The following is a 20,784-nucleotide window of genomic DNA, read 5'->3' as shown; positions in this document are numbered from 1 at the left end:
GCCCAGATCGGAAAATGCCGTTAAGTCAAACGCTTGGCAGGACGAGCTAAAAGAACCAGGGAAAGGGGGAGGGCATGGCGAGCTATTCGTCACGGGTCAGGTCGGATATCGCGCGATGGCAGCAGGCCGGCCTGATCGACGCGCCGACAGCCGAGGCTCTAACGCGCGACGTCGAGGCAAACGAACGCAAATCGCTGAGTTTCGGCTCGATCCTGGCGATGATGGCGGCGCTGCTGTTCGGCGCGGCTATCCTGATCTTCATCGCCGCCAACTGGGAAGTCATCCCGCGGCTGGTGCGGGTCGCGGCACTTTTTGCCGTTATCCTTGCCGGCTATGTCGGCGGCGCGGTGCTGAAGATGCGCGACCATGCGGCGATCGGCGAAGCACTGTGGATCGTCGCGGCGGCGGCATTCGGCGGTTCGATCGCGCTGATCGGCCAGATGTATCATTTGTCGGGCGACGAGGCCTCGGCCTTGATCACCTGGGGGGCCGGCACGGCGCTGGCGGCGGTGGCGCTGCGCTCAAACCCACTGACCGTCGCTGCCGTCGGCATCGCCGATGCCTGGCTGTTCCTGAGAGGGTTCGACTACTTCCGGCGCACGGAATTTCCGCATCTCTTCGTGGTCATGGCGCTAATACTGTTCGCCGTTTCGTTCTGGACGCGCAGCCAGGCGGCGCGCCACCTGATCATCCTGTCGGTCCTTTTCTACCTCGTGCTGTTGGCCATGGAATACGACACGCTGCAAGTCGCCATCCCGCTCGTTGCCGCGTCGGTGCTGCTTTTTACCGCTGCGATTTTTGCTGCCGGGCCGGTCGAGAGGGTTTTGCAACTCGGCGGCAGGTTGACCTTGCACGCGCTGATCGGCTTTCTCACCGGACTGGCGATGATCCAATTCGAACTGGCGGATGAAAGCAGCTACAATAGCGGCTTTGCCATTGCCTCGGCTGTTGCGCTGGCCGGCATCATCGCGGCGATCGTGCTGGGCGGCCGCGAGAGCCGGGGACTGCGCTGGGTTGCCTATGCGGGCTTCGCCTTCGAACTCGCCATCATCTATGTGGTGATGCTGCAATCAATGCTCGACACGGCAGGCTTCTTCCTTGCGGCGGCGGTGCTGCTCGCCGTTCTTGCTTTCATTATCATCCGCATAGAAAGGCGCATGAACGCCTCGAACATGACAGGAGCGGCGGCATGATGACCGGCAAAAGACTGATCATCTCGGCGCTGGTCCTGGCGCTCGTCCAGATCGGCTTTCTGAGCTGGATCATCGCCGGACGCGCCGCGATCCTGCGCGATGGCAAGCAGGTCCTGCTCAAGGTCGAGCCGATCGATCCGCGCGATCTCTTGCGCGGTGACTACATTCTGCTCGGCTACGACATTTCACGCATACCGGTGAAACTGATCGGCAACATTCCGGCCGGCAAGCTTTCCAGCGAGGAAACGTCGATCGTGGTCAGGCTGAAGCAGGGCGCCGATGGCTATTGGGGGCCGACCGCGGCCTGGTTCGGGCAAGCGCCGGCGCCGGCAGCATCCGATGAAGCCGATATCGTCGGACACGTCTCCGAGGGCTGGAATATCAGCCAGGGAGCAACGACGATCGCGCCGGAGTACGGCATCGAGCGCTTCTATCTGCCGGAAGGCGAGGGGATGGCGATCCAGAACGACATGCGTGTGCGGCCGTTCGGCATCCGGGTGGCGATCGCGGCCAACGGCACGGCGCAGATCAAGGCGCTGGTGGACGGCGACAAGACACTGTTCGAGGAGCCGCTTTACTAGATCGCGCTACGGCCTTGGCAATGATCTCCTGCGCCAAGGCTCGGAGGAGCTTCGAGTGGCCTGCCACCCCAAGCTCGAAGAGCGAAGGGTGGTGCGGATGAAGGGACTCGAACCCCCACGCCTTTCGGCACTGGAACCTAAATCCAGGGCGTCTACCAATTCCGCCACATCCGCATTGCCCGGCCAATCCCATGTAGCCATCATTCTGTCAATGTCAGAGCCCACATCGGCATCATTGGCCGGAATGCAAAGATGGTTGAAAATCAGCGTCGCCTGTGACAAAAGGCGTGTCGAATGTGACGGGACGCGACGATCCGCTTCTGCAGAATGTGATAAGAAGTAGGAAAAACAAAGACTTATTCACATTTTGGAGCGTATTTCTGGAGGATTTGTGCCGCGTTGAGCGGACAGATCGCCAAGTCCCGCACCAAAAGCCATTCCCGGCAAGATCATACCGGCAGGCTGTAAACGGCAGGGGCCGTTTGACGGCCTCATTGGTGGAAACAAAGGTTTTATGATGCAGGTCACCGAAACGCTCAACTCCGGTCTCAAGCGCGAGATCAAGATCACCGTGCCGGCCGGTGACATGGAAGCCAAGCTGATGGCGCGGCTCTCCGATGCCAGGAACAAGGTCCGCATCAACGGCTTCCGCCCCGGCAAGGTGCCGGTGCAGCATCTGCGCAAAGTCTACGGCAAGTCGTTCATGGCCGAAGTGGTCAACGAGATCCTCAATGATTCGACCCGTTCGATCATCACCGGGCGCGGCGAAAAGGCCGCCATGCAGCCCGAAGTGATCATGACCGAGGACGAGAAGGAAGCCGAGAAGATCCTGGCAGGCGGTGCCGATTTCGAGTTCCGCCTGAACTATGAGGTCATTCCGCCGATCGAGATCAAGGATTTCTCCGACATCAAGGTGACGCGCCAGGTGTTCGACGTGCCGGATGAAGAGATCGACGAGCAGGTCAAGCGTGTCGCCGAATCCGCTCGGACCTACGAGCCGAAGACCGGCAAGGCCGCCGAGGGCGACCGCGTGACCATCGATTATGTCGGCAAGATCGACGGCGAAGCTTTCAACGGCGGCGCCGGCACCGATCAGCCGCTGGTGCTCGGCTCGAAGGAATTCATCCCCGGCTTCGAGGACCAGCTGGTCGGCAGCAAGGCCGGCGACGAGAAGCAGGTCACGGTTACCTTCCCGGAAAACTACCAGGCGGCGCATCTGGCCGGCAAGGAAGCCACTTTTGACGTGACGGTCAAGGAAGTGTCGAAGCCCGGCGCGCTTGAGATCAACGACGAGATGGCCAAAAATCTCGGCCTTGAATCGCTGGAGCGCCTGCGCGAGGTGGTGCGCGGTCAGATCGAGAACCAGTTCGGCTCGATAACGCGCCAGAAGGTCAAGCGCCAGTTGCTCGACCAGCTCGACGCTGCCTACTCGTTCGAGGCGCCGTCCAAGCTCGTTGACGCCGAGTTCAACAACATCTGGAACCAGGTCAATCGCGATCTCGAAGCTGCCGGGCGCACCTTTGCCGACGAAGAGACGACTGAAGAAGAAGCGCGTGCAGAATATATGCGGCTTGCCGAGCGCCGTGTGCGTCTCGGCCTGGTTCTCGCCGAAATCGGCGAGAAGGCCGGCGTCACGGTGACGGACGAGGAATTGCAGCGCGGCCTGTTCGAGCAGGTGCGTCGCTATCCGGCCAACCAGCAGCAGGAAGCCTTCGAATTCTATCGCAACAATCCCGAAGCGCTGAACACGTTGCGCGCGCCGATGTTCGAAGAGAAGGTGGTCGACCATCTGCTCGGCCAGATTTCGGTCACCGACGTCAAGGTCAGCAAGGAAGAGCTGCTGGCCGACGAGGAGGATACGGATACAACCAAGGCCAAGCCGGCGAAGAAGGCGGCTGCGAAAAAAGCGGACACCAAGAAGGCCGACGACGACGCTGAAGAGCCGAAGAAAAAGGCCGCGCCGAAGAAGAAGGCCGCCAAGGACGCTGAATAACGTCCCTGCTGAATTCCGAAAGGCCGCCTTCTCGAGGCGGCCTTTTTCGTTGTGGCACAGACGCAACGGATTTCACGCATCTGGCGCTCGAGGTAGCGATATGAAGCTTTGATGATTATCTGCGCTGGGTTGCTGACCGCAGCGGTTGTTGGAGGCATCGTTGAGACAGTTCTTCGGTATCGGAAGCGTGGCGGCGGCGTTCCTGCTTGCGTCGGTCTGTGGCATTGCCCAGGCTGATACGGTTCTCGACAACTGGCGGTTCGACAAGAGCAGCGATGGCCTTGTCACCGCCTCGCTTTATGCGACCAACAAGCTCATCACCGGCGGCGGCGCATTGAGCTACAGCCCGGTTTTGACGATCGCGTGCCGGACCGCCGGCGAACCGCGTTGGAGCGAATGGCTGCAGCTGAGCGACACCGTTTCCGCCAGCCGAACCATCGCCATGTCGGTGACTGTCGGCCAATCCGGCAAGCTCAACGAAAGCTGGTCGGTCGGCCCGCGCAGCAGGATGCTGGTCCGCGACGGTGCCGACGGCATCAGGCGACTGATTGCCGCGGACCGGCTGCTGCTGTCCTGGCGGTTCGGGCTGCTGTCGGGGCGCGGCAAAGCCGAGTTTGACCTCACCGGAGTTGAAGAGGCGATCGGCCGGATCGCCGCCAGCTGCAACACCAAATTGCCTTGAGCAGATTGTCCGCATTAAACCTTGGCACGGCCGAACTCTATCTGCCGGCCGGGTTCCGTGGTATGTAGGTGCCGCAACCCCAGGCAGTGGATATCCGTTCTGCCATTCAAGAGCGCATGCCAGCGGACTAAATGTCGGCCTGTGCAGGTCAGCCAGGGCAAATTGGCGATCAGGGAGGAAATGCCATGCGTGCCTTTGTGTTTTTTGTCATCATGTCCGTCGCCACCGTCATTGCCGGCCCCTCGCGGGCACAGGATGCCGCGGCGGGTGAGAAGGTCTTCGCCAAATGCAAGGTCTGCCATATCGCGGACAAGGATCAGAACAAGGTCGGCCCGTCCTTGAACGGCGTCATCGGCCGAACGGCCGGCACGCATCCAGGGTTCAGCTATTCCAAGGCCATGACCGAGGCCGGCAAGTCCGGCGTCAAATGGGATGAGGCCACGCTGACGACCTACCTTCACGATCCCAAGGCGATGGTCAAAGGAACCAAGATGGCATTCCCCGGCCTCAAGAAGGACGAGGACGTCGCCAATGTCATTGCTTATCTGAAGCAATTCTCCAAATAGCCCGGCTCTTCCGCCGGATCTTGGTATAGCAAACAGGTCGAGGCATAGCCTCGGCCGCAATCTGCCGGCAGTGTCGGTGGGGAGGGCGACTCGTTGCAAAAAAGACATTGGCCGGCTAGGCTGCCATTCCCATCGGTGGTCGTCTGAATGTCGACTGAAGAAAGCCGTCTCAAGGATACCGGCATCCGCCTCTCGGAGGCGACGGCGGGTGATTTCTTTGCGCTTTTGAAACCACGCGTCATGGCACTTGCCGTGTTTACGGCCTTCGTCGGCCTGATGATGGCGCCCGGCGTGATGAATCCAGTTATCGCCTTAATTGCCATCGGCGCAATCGCGGTTGGAGCGGGAGCCGCCGGCGCGCTCAATATGTGGTACGACGCAGACATAGACGCCTTGATGTCTCGCACGTCCAAGCGACCGATTCCGTCCGGTCGCGTCACGCCTGGCGAAGCTCTCAGCTTCGGTCTGGTGCTTTCCGCACTGTCGGTCATGACGCTCGGCGTGCTGGTGGGGTGGCTCGCCGCATCGTTGTTGGCGTTCACCATCTTTTTCTATGTCGTTATCTACACGATGTGGCTGAAGCGCTCGACGCCACAGAATATCGTCATAGGCGGCGCGGCAGGCGCCCTTCCTCCGGTGATCGGGTGGGTTGCTGCAACCGGCGCAATCGGCATTGAAAGTCTCATCCTGTTTCTGATCATTTTCCTCTGGACGCCGCCTCATTTCTGGGCGCTGGCCCTTTTCAAGGTCGGTGACTATGCCGCGGCTGGGGTCCCGATGATGCCGAATGTGGCCGGCCAGCACTCGACCAGAAAACAAATCTTCGCCTATTCACTGCTCTTGGCGCCAATCGGCGTGCTCCCTTGGGGTTTCGGCTTCGCGAGCGGATATTACGGCACTGCTTCAGCCGCGTTGGGTGCAGGTTTCATTTGGCAGGCCTGGAAGGTTCTCGTCGCCGACAAGGAGATGAAGCCGGCAAAGGCGCTGTTTGCGTATTCGATTGTCTATCTTTTCGCAATATTTGCAGCGTTGCTTGCCGACACCATTGTAATGCGAGTGATCGCTTCAGCCGACTATTGACCCCGGCTCAAAACATCACATTGGCAGAGCACAAAATCCCAGCAACAGCAGAATAACGACGCCAAGGCCGAGTATGAGAACTGTCCTTCCGTCCATGACCTTCACCTTCGACTAGAAGAGCATATCGGAGAACGGCGTCCGTAGCTAGTCAGGCTACCCGGGACCTCTTACTCCCGGGCCTTCCTACAAAGCGCGACAAGTCCCCCGCATGAGAGTATATTGATCATGGTGCAGGTCGCGGTTTGCGTGGGCCAATCATGCGGAACGGCAGCACCGTAAAACGCGACCTTACCGGACCTGGTCTGGAGGAATGGTCATGGCAAGCTTTCACGTAATAGCAGGCGCCAGCGAGACGCTGGAACACACCAGAATTCGAAAAATCGGTGTCTCCGATCTTTTTGATGCGCTCAGGCGTGGCGTCGATGATTTCATGGTCAAGCCGTCGCACATCGTTTTTCTCTGCCTGATCTATCCGATTGCGGGTGTCGTGCTTGCTGTCTGGACATCAGGTAACAACACGCTGCCATTGCTGTTTCCGCTTGTGTCCGGCTTTGCACTGATTGGTCCGTTCGCGGCGATCGGCCTCTATGAGATCAGCCGGCGACGGGAAGCCGGGCTCGACGCCTCGTGGAGGCACGCCTTTGAGGTCAGGAGTTCTCCAGCACTGCCGGCTATTGCAGCGGTCGGCGTCATGCTGCTTGCGATCTTCATCGCCTGGCTTTTGACGGCCCAGATATTCTACCAGACCCTGTTCGGCCCGGCGCCGCCGCAATCGCTGTCCAGTTTCATCAGTGAAATATTTGCCACGGGACGCGGCTGGACGCTCATCATCCTGGGTCACGCCATCGGCTTCGTGTTCGCCGCGGTTGTGTTGTGCACCACGGTCGTCGCATTCCCGTTGTTGCTCGACCGCGATGTCGGCGCCTACGAAGCCATCCACACCTCGGTGCGCGTTGTCCTGGCCAACCCGATCGTGATGGCCGTGTGGGGCCTTATCGTCGCCGTCGCCCTGATCGTCGGCTCGCTGCCAGTGTTCGCCGGGTTGGCAGTCGTGCTGCCGATCCTTGGTCATGCGACCTGGCATGTCTATCGGAAAGTTGTGGAATCGCCGCCGGCCACCAGACCGTGAGCTGAAAAAAACCAGCCCTGCGCGCACCGGTGAAAGTGCCGGTGCGGGCAGGTGGGGCAGAGCTTTCAATAGGCCGGGTGGCTGAAACGGGCCTGGCGCGCGTCCTTTGTCAGGTCGCGAAAATCCCTGCCGCTCACATGCACCAGCGTCCTATGATCACCGCCCTCGAAATAGATTTCGGGAGCGTCGCCGAGGCTTTCATCGAGGACCACTGGCACATCATAGGCAGCGCCGATCGGTGGCACAGCGCCGACATCGCAATCGCCGAACAACGAGACCACCTCGTCTTCGGAGGCAAGTCCAAGAGGCTTCTCCATGACATCCTGCAATGTCGCGAGTTCTATCCTGTGCGTGCTTGGAACCACGGCGAGCGCGTAGCCACGGTCGTGGTGAACGACCACCGATTTGGCCATTATGCTGCCAGGCACATGTGCCGCAATGGCGGATTGTCTGCTTGTCGCCGTGCGGTGATGCTCGACGGTGTCGTAGGAAATTCCTTTCCTATCGATGAAGTCCTTCAGTCTGGTTGCGATGGTCATCTTGGGCGCCCCTTGCTGGTGTTCGCGACGCATGTGGAAACGCCGGCATCGCCTGTCGTTTCCGATACCAACAGAAATGGACCAGTCGTGGATTGTTTCAAGGCGAAGGCTCCAGGACCGGACGGCCCGGATCCGGATTGTATGTCAGGGCCCGGCTCCGAAAAACGCCATTCGGGTGAGAAGCGTGTAGTCCGCTTCGAAGACCATCATCGTCACGAACACCAGAACCAGCACCGGCGGCAGGATAATTGCATATGCCAGTGCCAGCCGTTCCCAGGCCATGTGCATGAAGATGGCGACGATCAGTCCTGCCTTGAGGATCATGAAGATCAGGATCAGCGACCATCTGAGATAGCCGTGGAGACCGAAATAGTCGACCAGATAGGAGCAGGTGCTGAGGATGAACAACCACGCCCAGACCACCAGATAGAGCTTGATCGGGTGCTCCTGATGAACCTCCGCCGGGGTAACGCCGGTCGTCGTCGCATCATGGGTACGGGCGCTGTCCAGTGCGTGTTGTCCCAGGCCGTTTGCGGTTGCTTCAGCCATGTCCTGCCTCTCACCAAAGATAGAAAAATGCGAAAATGAACACCCAGACCAGGTCGACGAAATGCCAGTAAAGCCCCATGATTTCGACGTTCTCGTAGCGGCCCCTTCGGCTGGTGAAGAAGCCGGGCCGTCCGACATCGTAATCCCCGCGCCAGACCTTTCGCGCCACGATGATCAGGAAGATCACCCCGATCGTCACGTGCGTGCCGTGGAAGCCGGTGATCATGAAAAAGGATGCGCCGAACTGGGCAGCGCCCCAGGGATTGCCCCAAGGCCGCACGCCCTCGGTGATCAGCTTGGTCCATTCGAAGGCCTGCATGCCGACGAAGGTCGCGCCGAGTGCTGCGGTCAAGAGCATCAGCACTGCCGTCTTGCGGCGGTCGCGGCGGTAGCCGAAATTGACCGCCATGGCCATCGTTCCGCTGCTCGAGATCAGCACGAAGGTCATGATGGCGATAAGGATCAGTGGAATGTCGGAGCCACCGATGCGCAGGGCGAAGACCTCGCTCGGATTGGGCCACGGCACACGTGTTGAGATACGCGCGGTCATGTAGGAGAGCAGGAAGCAGCCGAAGATGAACGTGTCGCTGAGCAGGAAGATCCACATCATGGCCTTGCCCCAGGACACGTTTTTGAACGCCCGCTGATCCGAGGACCAGTCGGCGGCGATGCCTTGCCAGCCTGCGGGCCGCGGCTCTGTTCGGCCGATGTGGGCCAGTGTCGTCTCTGCCATCCGCCCGTTCCTCCTAGGTCAGCAACCCTCGGCAAATGTCGATTAAAGTCGAAGCCCAGCCGGCCAGAAGCGCAAAGATGGCGAGCCAGACGAAAAGCAGGAAATGCCAGTACATGGCGCACAGCTCGACACTGAGGCGAAGCCGCTGCGGCTGCGCTCCGTTCCAGGCGCCGACGCTCGTTCTGCCCAGCCCGACCAGTCCTCCCAGTATATGCAGGCCATGCATTCCCGTTAGCAGGTAGAAGAAGCTGTTGGCCGGATTGGATGCCAGAAAATAGCCATCCGCACTCAGTTCCCGCCATGCCACAAGCTGTCCAATCAGGAAGACGAGCGCCGTGAGTCCAGCGGTGGCGAGGCCGAGCCTGACCATATCCACTTGACCCTTGCGCACCGCGAGCGAAGCGCACTGTATCGCGATGCTGCTCAAGACCAGTACGCCGGTGTTAAGCCAGAGCAGGGGCGGGATGGGCAGCGGCCGCCAATCCGACAGCGCCATGCGCATGAAGTAAGCACTGGTGAACAGCGCGAACAGGCAGCCGACGACGGCAAGGAAGACGCCGAGACCGATCTTTGCGGTCGGCAGCGCCGATCGGTCCAGAGCGACAAAATCCCCGATCATACCTTGCTCGAGCCACGGCTTCGTCATTAGCCGCTGATGGGAAAGCCACCACCCGGCAATACCGGCGATCACGAGCAGGAAGACCAGGATTACGCTCATGCCGGCTCCCTGGAGGGCGCGAAGGAGCCCGGAACGTTTTGCGGTATGAAGTCCTCCTTGGCTCCCGGTACGCTGTAGTCATAGGCCCAGCGATAGACGATCGGCAGATCCTTGCCGAAATTGCCGTGGGCGGGCGGTGTTTCGGGCGTCTGCCACTCGAGCGTCGTTGCCCGCCACGGATTGCCGCCAGCCTCACGGCCATGGCGGATGCTCCAGATGAGATTAAACAGAAACACAATCTGAGCAAAACCGACTATAAAAGCCATGATGCTGATAAACGAGTTCAGGTGGTGGGCCGATTCCGTCATGATCGTCATGTCGGTCAATTCGTTGTACCGCCGCGGCACGCCCATCAAGCCGAGATAGTGCATGGGAAAGAAGATCAGATAGGCGCCGAGGAAGGTGACCCAGAAATGGAACCGGCCCAGTGTCTCGTTCAGCATCCGGCCGGTGACCTTCGGATACCAGTGATAGATCGCGCCGAAGATTACGATGATCGGGGCAACCCCCATGACCATATGGAAATGGGCGACGACGAACATCGTGTCCGAAAGCGGAACGTCGACGACGACATTGCCAAGAAATAGCCCAGTCAACCCGCCATTGACGAAGGTGACGATGAAGGCCAAGGCAAAAAGCATCGGTATGGTGAGGTGGATGTCGCCGCGCCACAGCGTCAGCACCCAATTGTAGACCTTGATGGCTGTTGGGACGGCGATGATCAATGTCGTTGTGGCGAAGAAAAAGCCGAAATAGGGATGCATGCCACTGACATACATGTGGTGCGCCCAGACCACGAAGCTCAGCGCGCCGATGCCGACGATGGCCCAGACCATCATGCGGTAGCCGAAGATGTTCTTGCGCGCATGGGTGCTGATCAGGTCGGATACGATGCCGAAGGCCGGAAGCGCCACGATGTAGACCTCCGGATGGCCGAAGAACCAGAACAGATGCTGGAACAGGATCGGGCTGCCGCCGCCGTGCTGCAACTGTTCGCCCATCTCGACGATCGCCGGCATGAAGAAGCTGGTGCCGAGCGCCCGGTCGAGCAGCATCATCACGCAGGCGACGAACAGCGCCGGGAAGGCGAGCAGTGCCATGACGGTGGCGGTGAAAATACCCCAGACAGTAAGCGGAAGGCGCATCAGCGTCATGCCGCGCGTGCGCCCCTGCAGCACCGTCACGACATAGTTCAAGCCGCCCATGGTAAAGCCGACGATGAACAGGATCAGCGAGACAAGCATCAGGATGATGCCCCAGTCCTGGCCGCCTGGCGTACCGGTCATGATCGCCTGCGGCGGATAGAGCGTCCAGCCGGCACCCGTCGGTCCGCCGGGCGCAAAGAAGCTCGACACCAGGACCAGCACGGCGAGCAGATAGATCCAGTAGCTCAGCATGTTGACATAGGGAAAGACCATGTCGCGAGCACCAACCATCAACGGGATCAGATAGTTGCCGAAGCCGCCCAGGAAGAGTGCCGTGAGCAGGTAGATCACCATGATCATGCCGTGCATGGTGATGAACTGGTAGTAGGCTTCCGGGGTGATGAAGTCGAATGTGCCGGGGAAGCCGAGTTGCAGCCGCATCAGCCAGGATAGCACCAGCGCGACCATGCCGATCGCTGTCGCCGTCGCCGAATACTGGATGGCGATGACCTTGGCGTCCTGCGAGAAAACGTATTTCGTCCACCAGCTGTGCGGATGGTAGAGTTCCATTTCCGCGACTTCGGCCGGCGGTACCGCATCTGCAGGTGTGATATCGACCATAGGAACACCTCCGTGCCCTTCTCGGCCAGCCCGACAGTTCGGACTTGCCGCATTAACTTCAATCCCGACGGCGCGCCGTCGTTCCGGTTTCCTACTCTGCCGAGCCCATCTGCTGGGGCGCGGACAGCTGCGCAAAAGTCTGCTGCTGGCCAAGCCACGCCAGATAGTCTTCCTGAGTATCGACCATGACCACGCCATGCATCATCGGATGTCCCTGGCCGCAGAGTTCGGCACACAGGACCTGGAAGGTTCCGGTCTTGGTAGGAGTGAACCAGAAATAGGTGACCGAGCCCGGGATCATGTCCATCTTGGCGCGGAATTCCGGCACGTAGAAATCGTGCAGCACATCGATCGAGCGGAGCAGCATCTTGACCGGTTTGCCTACCGGGAGGTGCAGGTCGGCCGCTTCCACTACGACATCGTCCTGACCGTTGGCATCGGTGGCGATGACGCCGAGTGGATTTTCAGCGTTGACGTCGCGAGTGTCGGATGTGCCGAGCTTGCCGTCCTTGCCGGGGAGGCGGAAACTCCATTGCCACTGCTGGCCGACGACTTCGACCTCGGTTGCGTCGCTTGGAACGGTAACGAACCGGCTCCAGACGAACAGGCCTGGAACGAGCAAAGCGGTGACACCAACCGCGGTGACGACCGTCAGCCAGGATTCGAGCCGCCTGTTCTCAGGTTCGTATGCCGCCTGATTGCCTTCCCGATGACGGAAGCGGAAGACGCAATAGGCCATGAAAAGAACCACGGCGGCGAAGACGACACCGGTGATCCAGAAAGTTATGATGATGGTGTTGTCGATATAGTCCCAGTTCGAGGCAATCGGCGTCCACCACCATGGGCTCAGGAAGTGGAACAACACCGAGCCCACAACTATCAGAACGAGTACAAGCGCAACGGCCATGTCCCGGTTCCTCCCGGTATTCCAAGCGGCGCAAGCCGTCCCGGGAAATACCAAGTGCATCATAACTTGATTTGCGATGAAAATTCTAGAGCCGGCTGTGGGAAGGGCAAAAATACCATTTCGCGGCGCTGGCGGTCCTTCGGTTCGGCGGTGATCAGCGGCAGGCCCTCATCTATTTCCAGCTCACCCGCCCGATGCGGCCACGCGGCAAACATCGTCAGCGTGGAGTAGCCGGCAATGGCGGGCACGCCGAATGCGCCTAGCAGAACCACCGGAACGGCGATCGTCGGGGATCCCTCCACCTGCTCGACCGACAGCTCGACGAAGGGAGTGGAGCCACTTTATTGGCCGGCAGATGTCACCCGCCAAACTGTGTTGCCGACGTCGTCGGCGATGAGCAGGGCCCCGGTTTTGTCGACAGCCAGGCCGACAGGCCGGCCGCGCGCCTTGTTGTCCTTGTCCAGGAAGTCAGTCACCACGTCGGTAGCGACGCCGCTCGGACGGCCGCCGCTGAATGGTACGAAAACTACCTTGTAGCCATTGAAGCGCGTGCGGTTCCAGCTGCCATGCTCGCCAACGAAGGCGCCGCCGCGATATGCCTCGGGAAGGCTGGTTGCCGCATAGAAGGCCAGCCCCAGAGGGGCGACGTGGGAACTCAGTGCATAATCCGGAACGATCGCTTTTGCGACCAGGTCCGGACGTTGGGGCATGACGCGGGGATCGAGATGCTGGCCGTAATAGCTGTATGGCCATCCGTAGAAGCCGCCATCCTTTACCGAGGTCAGATAATCCGGCACGAGATTGGGGCCGAGCTCGTCGCGTTCATTGATCACTGCCCAGAGCGCCCCGGTCTGCGGCTCCCAGCTCAGGCCGTTTGGATTGCGCAAACCGCTGGCGAAAATGCGCGACCGGCCGGTGGCCCTGTCTACCTGCCAGATGGCGGCGCGGTTCTTCTCCGCCTCGATGCCGTTTTCGGCGACGTTGCTGTTCGAGCCGATGCCGACATAGAGCAGCGAGCCGTCGGGGCTTGCCACCAGGCTCTTCGTCCAATGGTGGTCGATCGGGCCGCCGGGCAGGGCGGTTAGCGGCGTCCCGGGCGCGGTGATCTTTGTGTCACCGGTGTTGTAGGGATAGCGGACGATGGAGTCGGTATTGGCGACGTAGAGATCGCTTCCCACCAGCGCCACGCCAAAGGGGGAGCTCAGGTGGTCGAGGAATACGCTGGTCAGCTCCGGCTTGCCATCGCCATCGGCGTCGCGCAGCAGCGTAATGCGGTTGCTTGGGCCGCTGTCGCCGCCCGAGGTGACCCAGGATTCGATCCAGCCCATCACCAAATCCTTGGGCCGTTTGATCGGTTCGCCACCCGGCGCCTTGGACTCGACCACCAGGACGTCGCCATTGGGCAGCACATAAAGCGACCGCGGATGCTGCAAGCCGTGGGCGAAAGCCTGGATCTGCAGCCCCTGCGCGACTGTCGGCTTCTCGTCGCTCTTCCATCCGACCACGGAAGCGAGATGCATCGGCGGGAAGAAATATTGGATCGGCTCCGGCAGTTTTGGATTCGGCCCTATCTGACTGCTGGGGTCCGGGTCGTTGCCGCTGCACGCTGCAAGAGTGATCGCCGCAGTGCAAACTAGGACGGACACCGCGATGCGCCTGGTCTGACCGATGGAGCTTGCTATGCGCATCAATCCGCCACTCCGACGTGATGCCTGTACACCATGGACCAGCCCAGCCAACCGGTGAAGATGAGGACGAGCACGACAACCGCCGAGAGGATCAAGCCTGTAGGAACGATGGAGGTCCATGCATCGCGGGTGTGCACGAGCATGTTGATGATGGATAACGCCAGCGCCAGAAGATTGCCGAGCACGTGCGGCCAGGCGGGGGGCTGTGCCCTTATCAGCGGATTGGCCAGGAAATCGATCAGCCCCGCGATCGCTGCCAGGCAGCCCATGATCACGCCGACGGTAACCAGCCAAGCGGAGAAGTCAGCCCACATCATCTCCGCTGTTCGCCAATAGGCTAGATCCGTCAGCAGGGTGCCGACGAAGCAGGCGATCGGAAATGGCACGAGCATCGGATGAATAGGATGTCCCGCAATCCTGGCCGTCGAACGCGGATTGTCACCGACCATAATGCGTCATCCTTCCTATTCTCGTCCAAACAAACGCCGCCTGCCCGGCCTCCAGCGGCTGTTGCCGAGAGGCCGGCAGACGACCGATAGATCCGTCAGGCCCAAAAAAGGGCGCTGGCTGGCTGCGCCTGTTAGGCGGCGGACTGGGTCGGCGGGTTCTGATACATCATCCAGAGCTCGATCGCCGCCAGCACGGCGACCAGAATGCCGATCACGACATGCACGGTCATCGCCGTGGACGCCTGGAATCCAAGCACCCAGGGCGATGCGAGAACCCACAGTCCGACGACCAGGTTCACCCACTCTTCCCACACGGCAAATGCTGCGAGGGCGGCAACCGAAAGCACGACAATCAAGATTCCGCTGCCGAGGGCGTTCTGCGTCTGCGGGCCTGCCGCAAAGGTGAAGATCCAGGGGGAGAAGAACAGAATTGCCCCAAGGATCAGGTTGGCTACGTCACAGAGCCTGGCGTTTGTCCACTGGTTCATGGCATCCTCCATAAGGAGCGTTTATGGCTCCTGAGTTCGGCAAGGTGGTGCCTGAGTTCGGTGAGATGCGCCCGAAGCCGCTCACTCCGTGTCAAGGTAGTGCCCTGCCCGGCTGGAATTCCGCATCTGGCGGTACTCCAGCCAAATCCGGCTATCTAACTGAATTCCGGGCTTTATGTTCCATTCGGCACCGGCACGCCTGGATCACTTGGTGGTGATCGAGCGATCCAAAGCTGCCTGTCAGGGGGCGGCGGGGCGGCGGCGCGTAGCTCATTCTGTCTTTTTATCGAGCCGGTGAAACATTTCTCATGGATCGCAGTTCTTGGATGCAGAGGAGTTGAATAAGGGCAACCTGATTGCACGGGAGGAGCACGGACGGCACAACTATAAATACGCTCTGCATAGAATACTTCGCAACTGGAAGCTCTCGCTTGTCTTGGTTGCCGCCGAAGCTTGTTTGAAAGACGGCGATCGCCGCCGAAAAGATTTCTAAATGAAAATAGCCCAGATCGCGCCGCTAACCGAATCCGTGCCGCCCCGAACCTACGGTGGAACGGAGCGAATTGTTTCGTATCTGACCGAAGAACTTGTCCGACAGGGCCACGAGGTGACGCTGTTCGCCAGCGCCGATTCTCGTACCTCAGCCGAGCTGGTGCGGTGTTGCGACGTCGCGCTGCGCCTGAACCCCAGGGTCCAGGACGGTGGTCCGCACCATGTTATGATGCTTGAACGGGTGCGCCGGCGAGCCGGTGAATTCGACGTTTTGCATTTCCACGTCGATGTTCTGCACTTCCCCATAATTCGGGATTTTGCCAGACGAACGGTTACCACGCTTCACGGCAGGCTCGACCTGCCCGATCTGGCGCAGCTTTATGCGATGTTCGACGACGTTCCCCTGGTCTCGATTTCCTTCGACCAGCGCCGGCCCATGCCGCCCGTCAATTGGGTTGGAACCGTGCATCATGGCCTACCCCGCGATCTTCTGCCGTTCCACCCGAACACCTCCGGCTATCTTGCGTTTCTCGGTCGCATCTCGCCGGAAAAGGGGCCGGAAGCGGCCATACAAATAAGCGGCACGGGCCGGGTTTCCCCTGAAGATCGCCGCCAAAATCGACAAGGTGGACCAGTCGTTCTGGAAGGAAAGGGTCGAGCCGCAAGTGCTGCGGCATTCGAACGTGGAGTTCATTGGCGAGATCGATGAGCGGCAAAAGGCGGATTTTCTGGGCAATGCGAAAGCGCTTTTGTTTCCGATCGACTGGCCGGAACCCTTCGGTCTCGTAACGATCGAAGCAATGGCCTGCGGTACGCCGGTGGTTGCGTTCCGGCGTGGCGCCGTCCCGGAGATCATCGATGACGGTGTGTCCGGATGGATCGTGGATACGGTGGAGGAAGCCGTGGGCGCGCTCCGGCGCATAGACAGGCTCGATCGCGCACGAGTGCGGCAGACGTTCGAGAAGCGGTTCACGGTCGAGCGCATGTGCAGCGATTATCTGGCACTCTACCGAGCACTCACGAGCGGCACGGCAGACGCAGTTGCCCCCACAAACGAGCTCTCCAGAAATATCGCGATGGTGGCTGTGCCGGGCTGAGGAACCGACTGATCCACATACAGACCACGACGGCGGAGTCCGGGAGCGCCTGCGGGGTCTTGTCGCCGGGCGCGGCGATCGCGCCAGAAGCCTTTGATCAGCAGCAAGCCTTCCCGGGACTAATGCTTTCGCGAGCGGCGTCGTACTGCCGCCCGGTCCGGATTGACGCGCGCTACTTTCGCTGCAAAGGTGCTTTAACGACTTGTTTACCATGCGTCGGTCAGGGGTGGGGGAATTTGGAACGGTTTCTGGGCGCGAACCGCCTTAATTGGGATGATCGGGCCGAACTGCACTCGACCGACACGACGGGCAGCTACCACATCGAGAATGTGCTGGCCGGCGGATCCAATCTCTATGAGCTGGAAACGCGCGAGCTCGGCGATATCGCCGGCAAGGATATCGTCCACCTGCAGTGTCACATTGGTCTTGACACGATCAGCCTGAAGAATCTCGGCGCAGGCAGCGTGACCGGGCTCGACTTTTCACCGACGGCGATCGTGGCGGCGCGGGATTTTGCTGCGAAGGCAGGCACCGACGTGCGCTTCGTGGAAGCGCCACTGTTCGAGGCGGTGGAAGCGCTCGGCCGGACCTTTGATATCGCTTACGTTACCTGGGGTTCGGTAAACTGGCTGGACGACGTGTTCCGTTGGGCGCGGGTGGTTGCCGATCTTCTGCGACCCGGCGGCCGCCTCTACATGGCCGAGGGCCATCCATTGCTGTTTCAGTGCGATCGAAAGGCCGCGGCCCTGGAATTGAAGCACGACTGGCGAACGCCGATAGCTCGGCCGCTCGCCTGGAACGAGGAACTGACCTACACCGGCGATGATCGCATCTTGAAGCATCCTCGCTATTATGAATGGATCCACCCGATCAGTGACGTGGTGAATGCGCTGATTTCAGCTGGTCTGACGCTCGATTTTCTCAATGAGCATGACACGGTTTCGTGGCAGCACTTTTCATTTGCCGTGCGGGCCGGCAAGGATATGTACGGCTTGCCGGAGAACTCTCCCAAGATACCGATGGCTTATTCCATTGGCGCGACGAAGCGCAGCGTCGGCAAGATACCATACCTTGTGTCTCCCAAGGCGATTGAGGGGCACTAGTCCAGGTCAACGCTCCAGAGTACTCGGGTCGGAGCGTCGACTTGTGCAATCGCGCTCGCGCTCCTCGATCTTCCGAGCAAGCCAGGTCTAGCCGGCCTCTCTCTCGGTCCGCTTCCACAGACGAGCGCCTTGAGATGAGCAGATCTCCTCGCGAATGGTCGACAGACGCTGGATCGCCGGCGCCAGCGCATCTCAATCAGTGGGACCATGGCAGTGGAAGTCGGCAGCTGGCTCCAACCGCTCGGGCCTGCAACATCAGCAACGGTCGGAAGTGCAAAAGCTCTAAGGAGCGTGAAGGTCAAATTAAACATTGAAAGCTAATGTTCCTCATCGGGTCGACCCGAAAACCTGAAATGGCACTTGAGGAATCGCCTATTGGCTTTTTTCCGCGCTAGGTTCGGCGGCATCAAGGAGGTCGTCTTTTCGTCGGCAAATATTCCGGCGGCGATCGCGCTTGTCGTCATACTTATCAGCGCTGCGTTCGCGGAGCACCAGAACAAAGTCGTCTCGGACCAGGCCGTCCGTTCGGACGTGCTGACCAAGGTCAACCTCATCCGCGCCAAGCTCGAAGGCAATATCAACGGAAACCTTCAACTCGTGCGTGGATTGGTCTCCGCGGTCGTGACCGAGCCCTATATGGGACAGCAACGCTTCGCCTCACTCGCGAGCAATCTGTTTGGCGCCGACTCGCAATTGAACAATATTGCCGGCGCGCCCGATCTGGTCGTTTCCCTGATGTACCCGATGGAGGGTAACGAGCAGGCGATGGGCCTGGACTACCGCAAGAACGAACGACAGCGTGCGGCTGCGCTAAGGGCGCGAGACGAACGCAAGCTGGTGCTTGCCGGCCCCGTCGAGCTGAAGCAGGGAGGACAAGGCTTCATCGGCCGCTTTCCGGTTTTCGTGCGGAGCGCGGGCAATACGGAAAGGTTCTGGGGCATCATTTCCGCCGTTGTCGACGTGCAGCGTCTTTATCGGGCGAGCGGGCTGCTTGACGACGATCTCGGGATTGACATAGCGCTGATCGGCAGGGACGCTCTCGGCCAAAATGGAGACCAATTCTACGGTAGTGAGCGGATCAGCAAAAGCGATCCGGTGACAGCCGACGTTGTGCTCCCGTCCGGTTCGTGGCAAATCGCGGCCATTCCCAAAAATGGCTGGCCTTCGACGCCAAGCAACGCATGGTTGTTGCGCGCTATCATGGCGACGGCCGGAGCCTTGGTTGTGTTCCCTTTCCTGGTCACAGGCCGCCTGATTGGCGAAAGACAGCGCAATTATGCGGAATTGCGTCGATTGTCACGACGCTTGGAACTCGCCCTGGAAGCTTCGGCTATTGGGGTTTGGGAACACGATCTCGCGACCAACGAGCTTACGTGGGATGATCGCGTCAACGAAATATATGGCAAACCAACCGGCGAGCACCGGGGCTATCCAGACTGGGCGGGAGCAATCCACCCAGATGATTTGGCTGGCGCCAACGCGGACTTCGACAGGGCGGTGGCCAGCGGACGACCATATTTGTCGGAGTACCGGATTGTGCGTCAGGATGGCGAGATCCGTCATGTCCGGTCCAAGGCGATCGTTTACCGGGTCGCAAACGACACCCCAAAAATGATCGGCGCGGAATGGGACGTGACTGCCGACGTCCTGCTGAACAAGGATCTGGTTCGTGCAAAACAGCTGTCCGAGTCGAAAAATGCAGAACTCGAGTCGGCCAAAGCGCGCATAGAGCACATCGCGCTTCATGATTCGCTGACCGGCTTGCCCAACCGGCGTTACCTCGACCAGGTACTGGAACATTACGCGGCAAACGCCAGGCGCTCAGGCGGGCACGCGGCACTGCTTCACATAGATCTGGATCGGTTCAAGCACATCAACGATACGCTGGGCCACGCCGCCGGTGACGCGATGTTGGTTCACGCGTCAACCGTGCTCAGGTCGAAGGTCGGCGACGAGGGATTCGTCGCCCGTATCGGGGGAGACGAATTCATCGTTCTGTGCGTGGTGCGCGACGATACCAAGCAGCTGGCGCTGCTCGCCGACCGCGTCATCAGCCAGATGCGCGAACCGGTCTACTATCAGGGTCATCGATGCCGTTTTGGTGTCAGCGTGGGAATCGCTGTCGACAACGGAAAAGATGTCGAAGCCAAACACCTGCTGGTGAACGCCGATATCGCGCTTTACCGAGCAAAGGGGCGGGGGCGCAATCGATACGAATTCTTCACAGACGCGATGCAAAGCGAAATCGTCGATACCAAGCGGATTGCCGACGAAATTCTCGGCGGCCTCGAGCGCAACGAGTTCATCCCGTTCTACCAGCCCCAATTTGACGCAAAGACGCTCGAAATCGTTGGGGTTGAGGCGCTGGCGAGGTGGAAACATCCAATAAAGGGTATTTTGGCGCCCGACGTCTTCCTGAGGATTGCAGAAGAACTGAACGTTGTCTCGATCATCGACCAAGCCATATTGAAGCAATCGCTTTCGGATTTCGAAGCGTGGTCCGCTGCAAAACTTCACATTCCGCGGGTGTCGGTCAATGTCTCGGCCAGGCGCCTTCAGGATGAGGAGCTCATCAAGAGCCTGCGAGAGCAAAATATCAAGAAGGGAACAGTTTCGTTTGAGCTTGTTGAGTCGATTTTCCTGGACGAGAACGACGACCTTGTCACGTGGAACATCGAGCAGATAAAAGAACTGGGGATTGACATCGAAATAGACGATTTTGGTACCGGTTACGCTTCGATGGTCAGTTTGCTGAAGTTGCAGCCGCGCCGGCTGAAGATAGATCGGCAGCTGGTCACCCCAATCGTCAAATCGCCGCAGAGAAGGCAGGTTGTCTCGTCGATCATTGAAATCGGCAAGTCGCTGGGTATCGAGGTCGTGGCGGAAGGCGTCGAGACGATGCAGCATGCACGGCTACTTAAGGGCCTGGGCTGCGACATATTGCAGGGTTATGCCTTCGGCCACGCGTTCGATTCCGAGGGACTTAAGACCTTTGTCCGATCGCGACGCCTGCGCACGGCCAGCTGAGCCT

19 protein-coding genes, 1 tRNA gene and 1 pseudogene are annotated in these 20,784 nt (G+C 59.9%); 10 read left to right on the top strand and 11 right to left on the bottom strand.

Translation table 11 applies throughout. From position 1 onward, the window contains the following. The first annotated feature begins 74 nt into the window (after positions 1 to 74). Together NKH49_RS05720 and NKH49_RS05715 are read left to right on the top strand one after the other, a co-directional pair. A complete protein-coding gene (locus tag NKH49_RS05720) occupies positions 75 to 1,193 on the top strand; it encodes a DUF2157 domain-containing protein (protein ID WP_352819156.1) in 1,119 nt (372 codons plus the stop codon). After that, positions 1,190 to 1,774, top strand: coding sequence for a GDYXXLXY domain-containing protein (locus NKH49_RS05715; protein WP_352925388.1), 585 nt, complete (start codon positions 1,190 to 1,192; stop codon positions 1,772 to 1,774). The genes NKH49_RS05720 and NKH49_RS05715 overlap by 4 nt, the downstream gene beginning before the upstream one ends. An 89-nt stretch (positions 1,775 to 1,863) precedes the next feature. Here the strand turns inward: NKH49_RS05715 and NKH49_RS05710 are convergent. Continuing rightward, positions 1,864 to 1,948, bottom strand: a tRNA-Leu gene (locus NKH49_RS05710). A gap of 343 nt (positions 1,949 to 2,291) precedes the next feature. Here NKH49_RS05710 and tig point away from each other — a divergent pair. From tig to NKH49_RS05685, 5 genes are all read left to right on the top strand, one after another. Next, complete coding sequence (gene tig, locus NKH49_RS05705) at positions 2,292 to 3,767, top strand: trigger factor (protein WP_352925595.1); 1,476 nt, start codon at positions 2,292 to 2,294, stop codon at positions 3,765 to 3,767. Between the two features lie 160 nt (positions 3,768 to 3,927). Beyond that, a complete protein-coding gene (locus NKH49_RS05700) occupies positions 3,928 to 4,449 on the top strand; it encodes a hypothetical protein (protein ID WP_352470439.1) in 522 nt (173 codons plus the stop codon). A 212-nt stretch (positions 4,450 to 4,661) separates the two neighbouring features. Continuing rightward, positions 4,662 to 5,015: a c-type cytochrome gene (locus NKH49_RS05695; protein WP_502893720.1), complete on the top strand. Its 354-nt coding sequence runs from the start codon at positions 4,662 to 4,664 to the stop codon at positions 5,013 to 5,015. 147 nt (positions 5,016 to 5,162) lie between these two features. Further along, the gene (locus NKH49_RS05690; RefSeq protein WP_352470441.1) at positions 5,163 to 6,095 is read left to right on the top strand and encodes a heme o synthase; all 933 of its coding nucleotides are present in this window, start codon (positions 5,163 to 5,165) and stop codon (positions 6,093 to 6,095) included. 316 nt (positions 6,096 to 6,411) lie between these two features. Beyond that, on the top strand, positions 6,412 to 7,224 hold the full coding sequence (locus tag NKH49_RS05685) for a DUF2189 domain-containing protein (protein WP_023678906.1): 813 nt from the start codon (positions 6,412 to 6,414) through the stop codon (positions 7,222 to 7,224). A gap of 65 nt (positions 7,225 to 7,289) precedes the next feature. On the opposite strand, the gene NKH49_RS05680 is transcribed toward NKH49_RS05685, so the two are convergent. The 10 genes from NKH49_RS05680 to NKH49_RS05635 all read right to left on the bottom strand — a co-directional run bounded on the left by NKH49_RS05680 (position 7,290) and on the right by NKH49_RS05635 (position 15,061). Beyond that, a complete protein-coding gene (locus tag NKH49_RS05680; protein WP_352470443.1) occupies positions 7,290 to 7,763 on the bottom strand; it encodes an aminoacyl-tRNA deacylase in 474 nt (157 codons plus the stop codon). Between the two features lie 144 nt (positions 7,764 to 7,907). Next, entirely contained in the window at positions 7,908 to 8,312 is a 405-nt protein-coding gene (locus tag NKH49_RS05675; RefSeq protein ID WP_352470444.1) for a cytochrome C oxidase subunit IV family protein, read from the bottom strand. A 10-nt stretch (positions 8,313 to 8,322) separates the two neighbouring features. Further along, on the bottom strand, positions 8,323 to 9,045 hold the full coding sequence (locus tag NKH49_RS05670; RefSeq protein WP_023678903.1) for a heme-copper oxidase subunit III family protein: 723 nt from the start codon (positions 9,043 to 9,045) through the stop codon (positions 8,323 to 8,325). A 13-nt stretch (positions 9,046 to 9,058) separates the two neighbouring features. Then, a complete protein-coding gene (locus NKH49_RS05665; protein ID WP_352470446.1) occupies positions 9,059 to 9,763 on the bottom strand; it encodes a cytochrome c oxidase subunit 3 in 705 nt (234 codons plus the stop codon). Continuing rightward, positions 9,760 to 11,529 (bottom strand): cytochrome c oxidase subunit I, encoded by a 1,770-nt coding sequence (gene ctaD / locus NKH49_RS05660; RefSeq protein ID WP_352470447.1) that lies wholly within the window; start codon positions 11,527 to 11,529, stop codon positions 9,760 to 9,762. The genes NKH49_RS05665 and ctaD overlap by 4 nt, the downstream gene beginning before the upstream one ends. Positions 11,530 to 11,620: 91 nt before the next feature. Then, a complete protein-coding gene (gene coxB, locus NKH49_RS05655) occupies positions 11,621 to 12,436 on the bottom strand; it encodes a cytochrome c oxidase subunit II (protein ID WP_352500857.1) in 816 nt (271 codons plus the stop codon). 59 nt (positions 12,437 to 12,495) lie between these two features. Beyond that, positions 12,496 to 12,684, bottom strand: coding sequence for a hypothetical protein (locus tag NKH49_RS05650; RefSeq protein ID WP_352567649.1), 189 nt, complete (start codon positions 12,682 to 12,684; stop codon positions 12,496 to 12,498). A gap of 93 nt (positions 12,685 to 12,777) precedes the next feature. Then, a complete protein-coding gene (locus tag NKH49_RS05645; RefSeq protein WP_352766775.1) occupies positions 12,778 to 14,124 on the bottom strand; it encodes a PQQ-dependent sugar dehydrogenase in 1,347 nt (448 codons plus the stop codon). Continuing rightward, on the bottom strand, positions 14,124 to 14,573 hold the full coding sequence (locus tag NKH49_RS05640; protein ID WP_352470450.1) for a DUF2231 domain-containing protein: 450 nt from the start codon (positions 14,571 to 14,573) through the stop codon (positions 14,124 to 14,126). Before NKH49_RS05640 ends, NKH49_RS05645 begins: the two co-directional genes overlap by 1 nt. Positions 14,574 to 14,704: 131 nt before the next feature. After that, positions 14,705 to 15,061, bottom strand: a complete 357-nt coding sequence (locus NKH49_RS05635; protein ID WP_352925386.1) for an SPW repeat protein — start codon at positions 15,059 to 15,061, stop codon at positions 14,705 to 14,707. Positions 15,062 to 15,554: 493 nt separating this feature from the next. On the opposite strand from NKH49_RS05635, the pseudogene NKH49_RS05630 reads away from it, so the two are divergent. The 3 genes and pseudogenes from NKH49_RS05630 (at position 15,555) to NKH49_RS05620 (ending at position 20,780) form a co-directional block, all read left to right on the top strand. Then, positions 15,555 to 16,650: pseudogene (locus tag NKH49_RS05630) on the top strand (glycosyltransferase family 4 protein). 236 nt (positions 16,651 to 16,886) lie between these two features. Further along, positions 16,887 to 17,753, top strand: a complete 867-nt coding sequence (locus NKH49_RS05625) for a class I SAM-dependent methyltransferase (protein ID WP_352473922.1) — start codon at positions 16,887 to 16,889, stop codon at positions 17,751 to 17,753. Positions 17,754 to 18,200: 447 nt separating this feature from the next. Further along, positions 18,201 to 20,780 carry a bifunctional diguanylate cyclase/phosphodiesterase gene (locus NKH49_RS05620; RefSeq protein ID WP_352766965.1) on the top strand — a complete coding sequence of 860 codons (2,580 nt, stop codon included), beginning with the start codon at positions 18,201 to 18,203 and terminating at the stop codon, positions 20,778 to 20,780. Positions 20,781 to 20,784: the final 4 nt, after the last annotated feature.

Source organism: Mesorhizobium sp. M1088 (assembly GCF_040318575.1).
Taxonomy (GTDB): domain Bacteria; phylum Pseudomonadota; class Alphaproteobacteria; order Rhizobiales; family Rhizobiaceae; genus Mesorhizobium.
The sequence above is the reverse complement of the archived record's forward strand: the minus strand, read 5'-3'. Positions and strand labels throughout refer to the sequence as shown.

Coding starts and splice junctions, on each gene's coding strand:
- NKH49_RS05720 (WP_352819156.1), top strand. CDS start 75: ATGGCGAGCTATTCGTCACGGGTCAGGTCGGATATCGCGCGATGGCAG.
- NKH49_RS05715 (WP_352925388.1), top strand. CDS start 1,190: ATGATGACCGGCAAAAGACTGATCATCTCGGCGCTGGTCCTGGCGCTC.
- tig (WP_352925595.1), top strand. CDS start 2,292: ATGCAGGTCACCGAAACGCTCAACTCCGGTCTCAAGCGCGAGATCAAG.
- NKH49_RS05695 (WP_502893720.1), top strand. CDS start 4,662: ATGTCCGTCGCCACCGTCATTGCCGGCCCCTCGCGGGCACAGGATGCC.
- NKH49_RS05690 (WP_352470441.1), top strand. CDS start 5,163: ATGTCGACTGAAGAAAGCCGTCTCAAGGATACCGGCATCCGCCTCTCG.
- NKH49_RS05685 (WP_023678906.1), top strand. CDS start 6,412: ATGGCAAGCTTTCACGTAATAGCAGGCGCCAGCGAGACGCTGGAACAC.
- NKH49_RS05680 (WP_352470443.1), bottom strand. CDS start 7,763: ATGACCATCGCAACCAGACTGAAGGACTTCATCGATAGGAAAGGAATT.
- NKH49_RS05675 (WP_352470444.1), bottom strand. CDS start 8,312: ATGGCTGAAGCAACCGCAAACGGCCTGGGACAACACGCACTGGACAGC.
- NKH49_RS05670 (WP_023678903.1), bottom strand. CDS start 9,045: ATGGCAGAGACGACACTGGCCCACATCGGCCGAACAGAGCCGCGGCCC.
- NKH49_RS05665 (WP_352470446.1), bottom strand. CDS start 9,763: ATGAGCGTAATCCTGGTCTTCCTGCTCGTGATCGCCGGTATTGCCGGG.
- ctaD (WP_352470447.1), bottom strand. CDS start 11,529: ATGGTCGATATCACACCTGCAGATGCGGTACCGCCGGCCGAAGTCGCG.
- coxB (WP_352500857.1), bottom strand. CDS start 12,436: ATGGCCGTTGCGCTTGTACTCGTTCTGATAGTTGTGGGCTCGGTGTTG.
- NKH49_RS05645 (WP_352766775.1), bottom strand. CDS start 14,124: ATGCGCATAGCAAGCTCCATCGGTCAGACCAGGCGCATCGCGGTGTCC.
- NKH49_RS05640 (WP_352470450.1), bottom strand. CDS start 14,573: ATGGTCGGTGACAATCCGCGTTCGACGGCCAGGATTGCGGGACATCCT.
- NKH49_RS05635 (WP_352925386.1), bottom strand. CDS start 15,061: ATGAACCAGTGGACAAACGCCAGGCTCTGTGACGTAGCCAACCTGATC.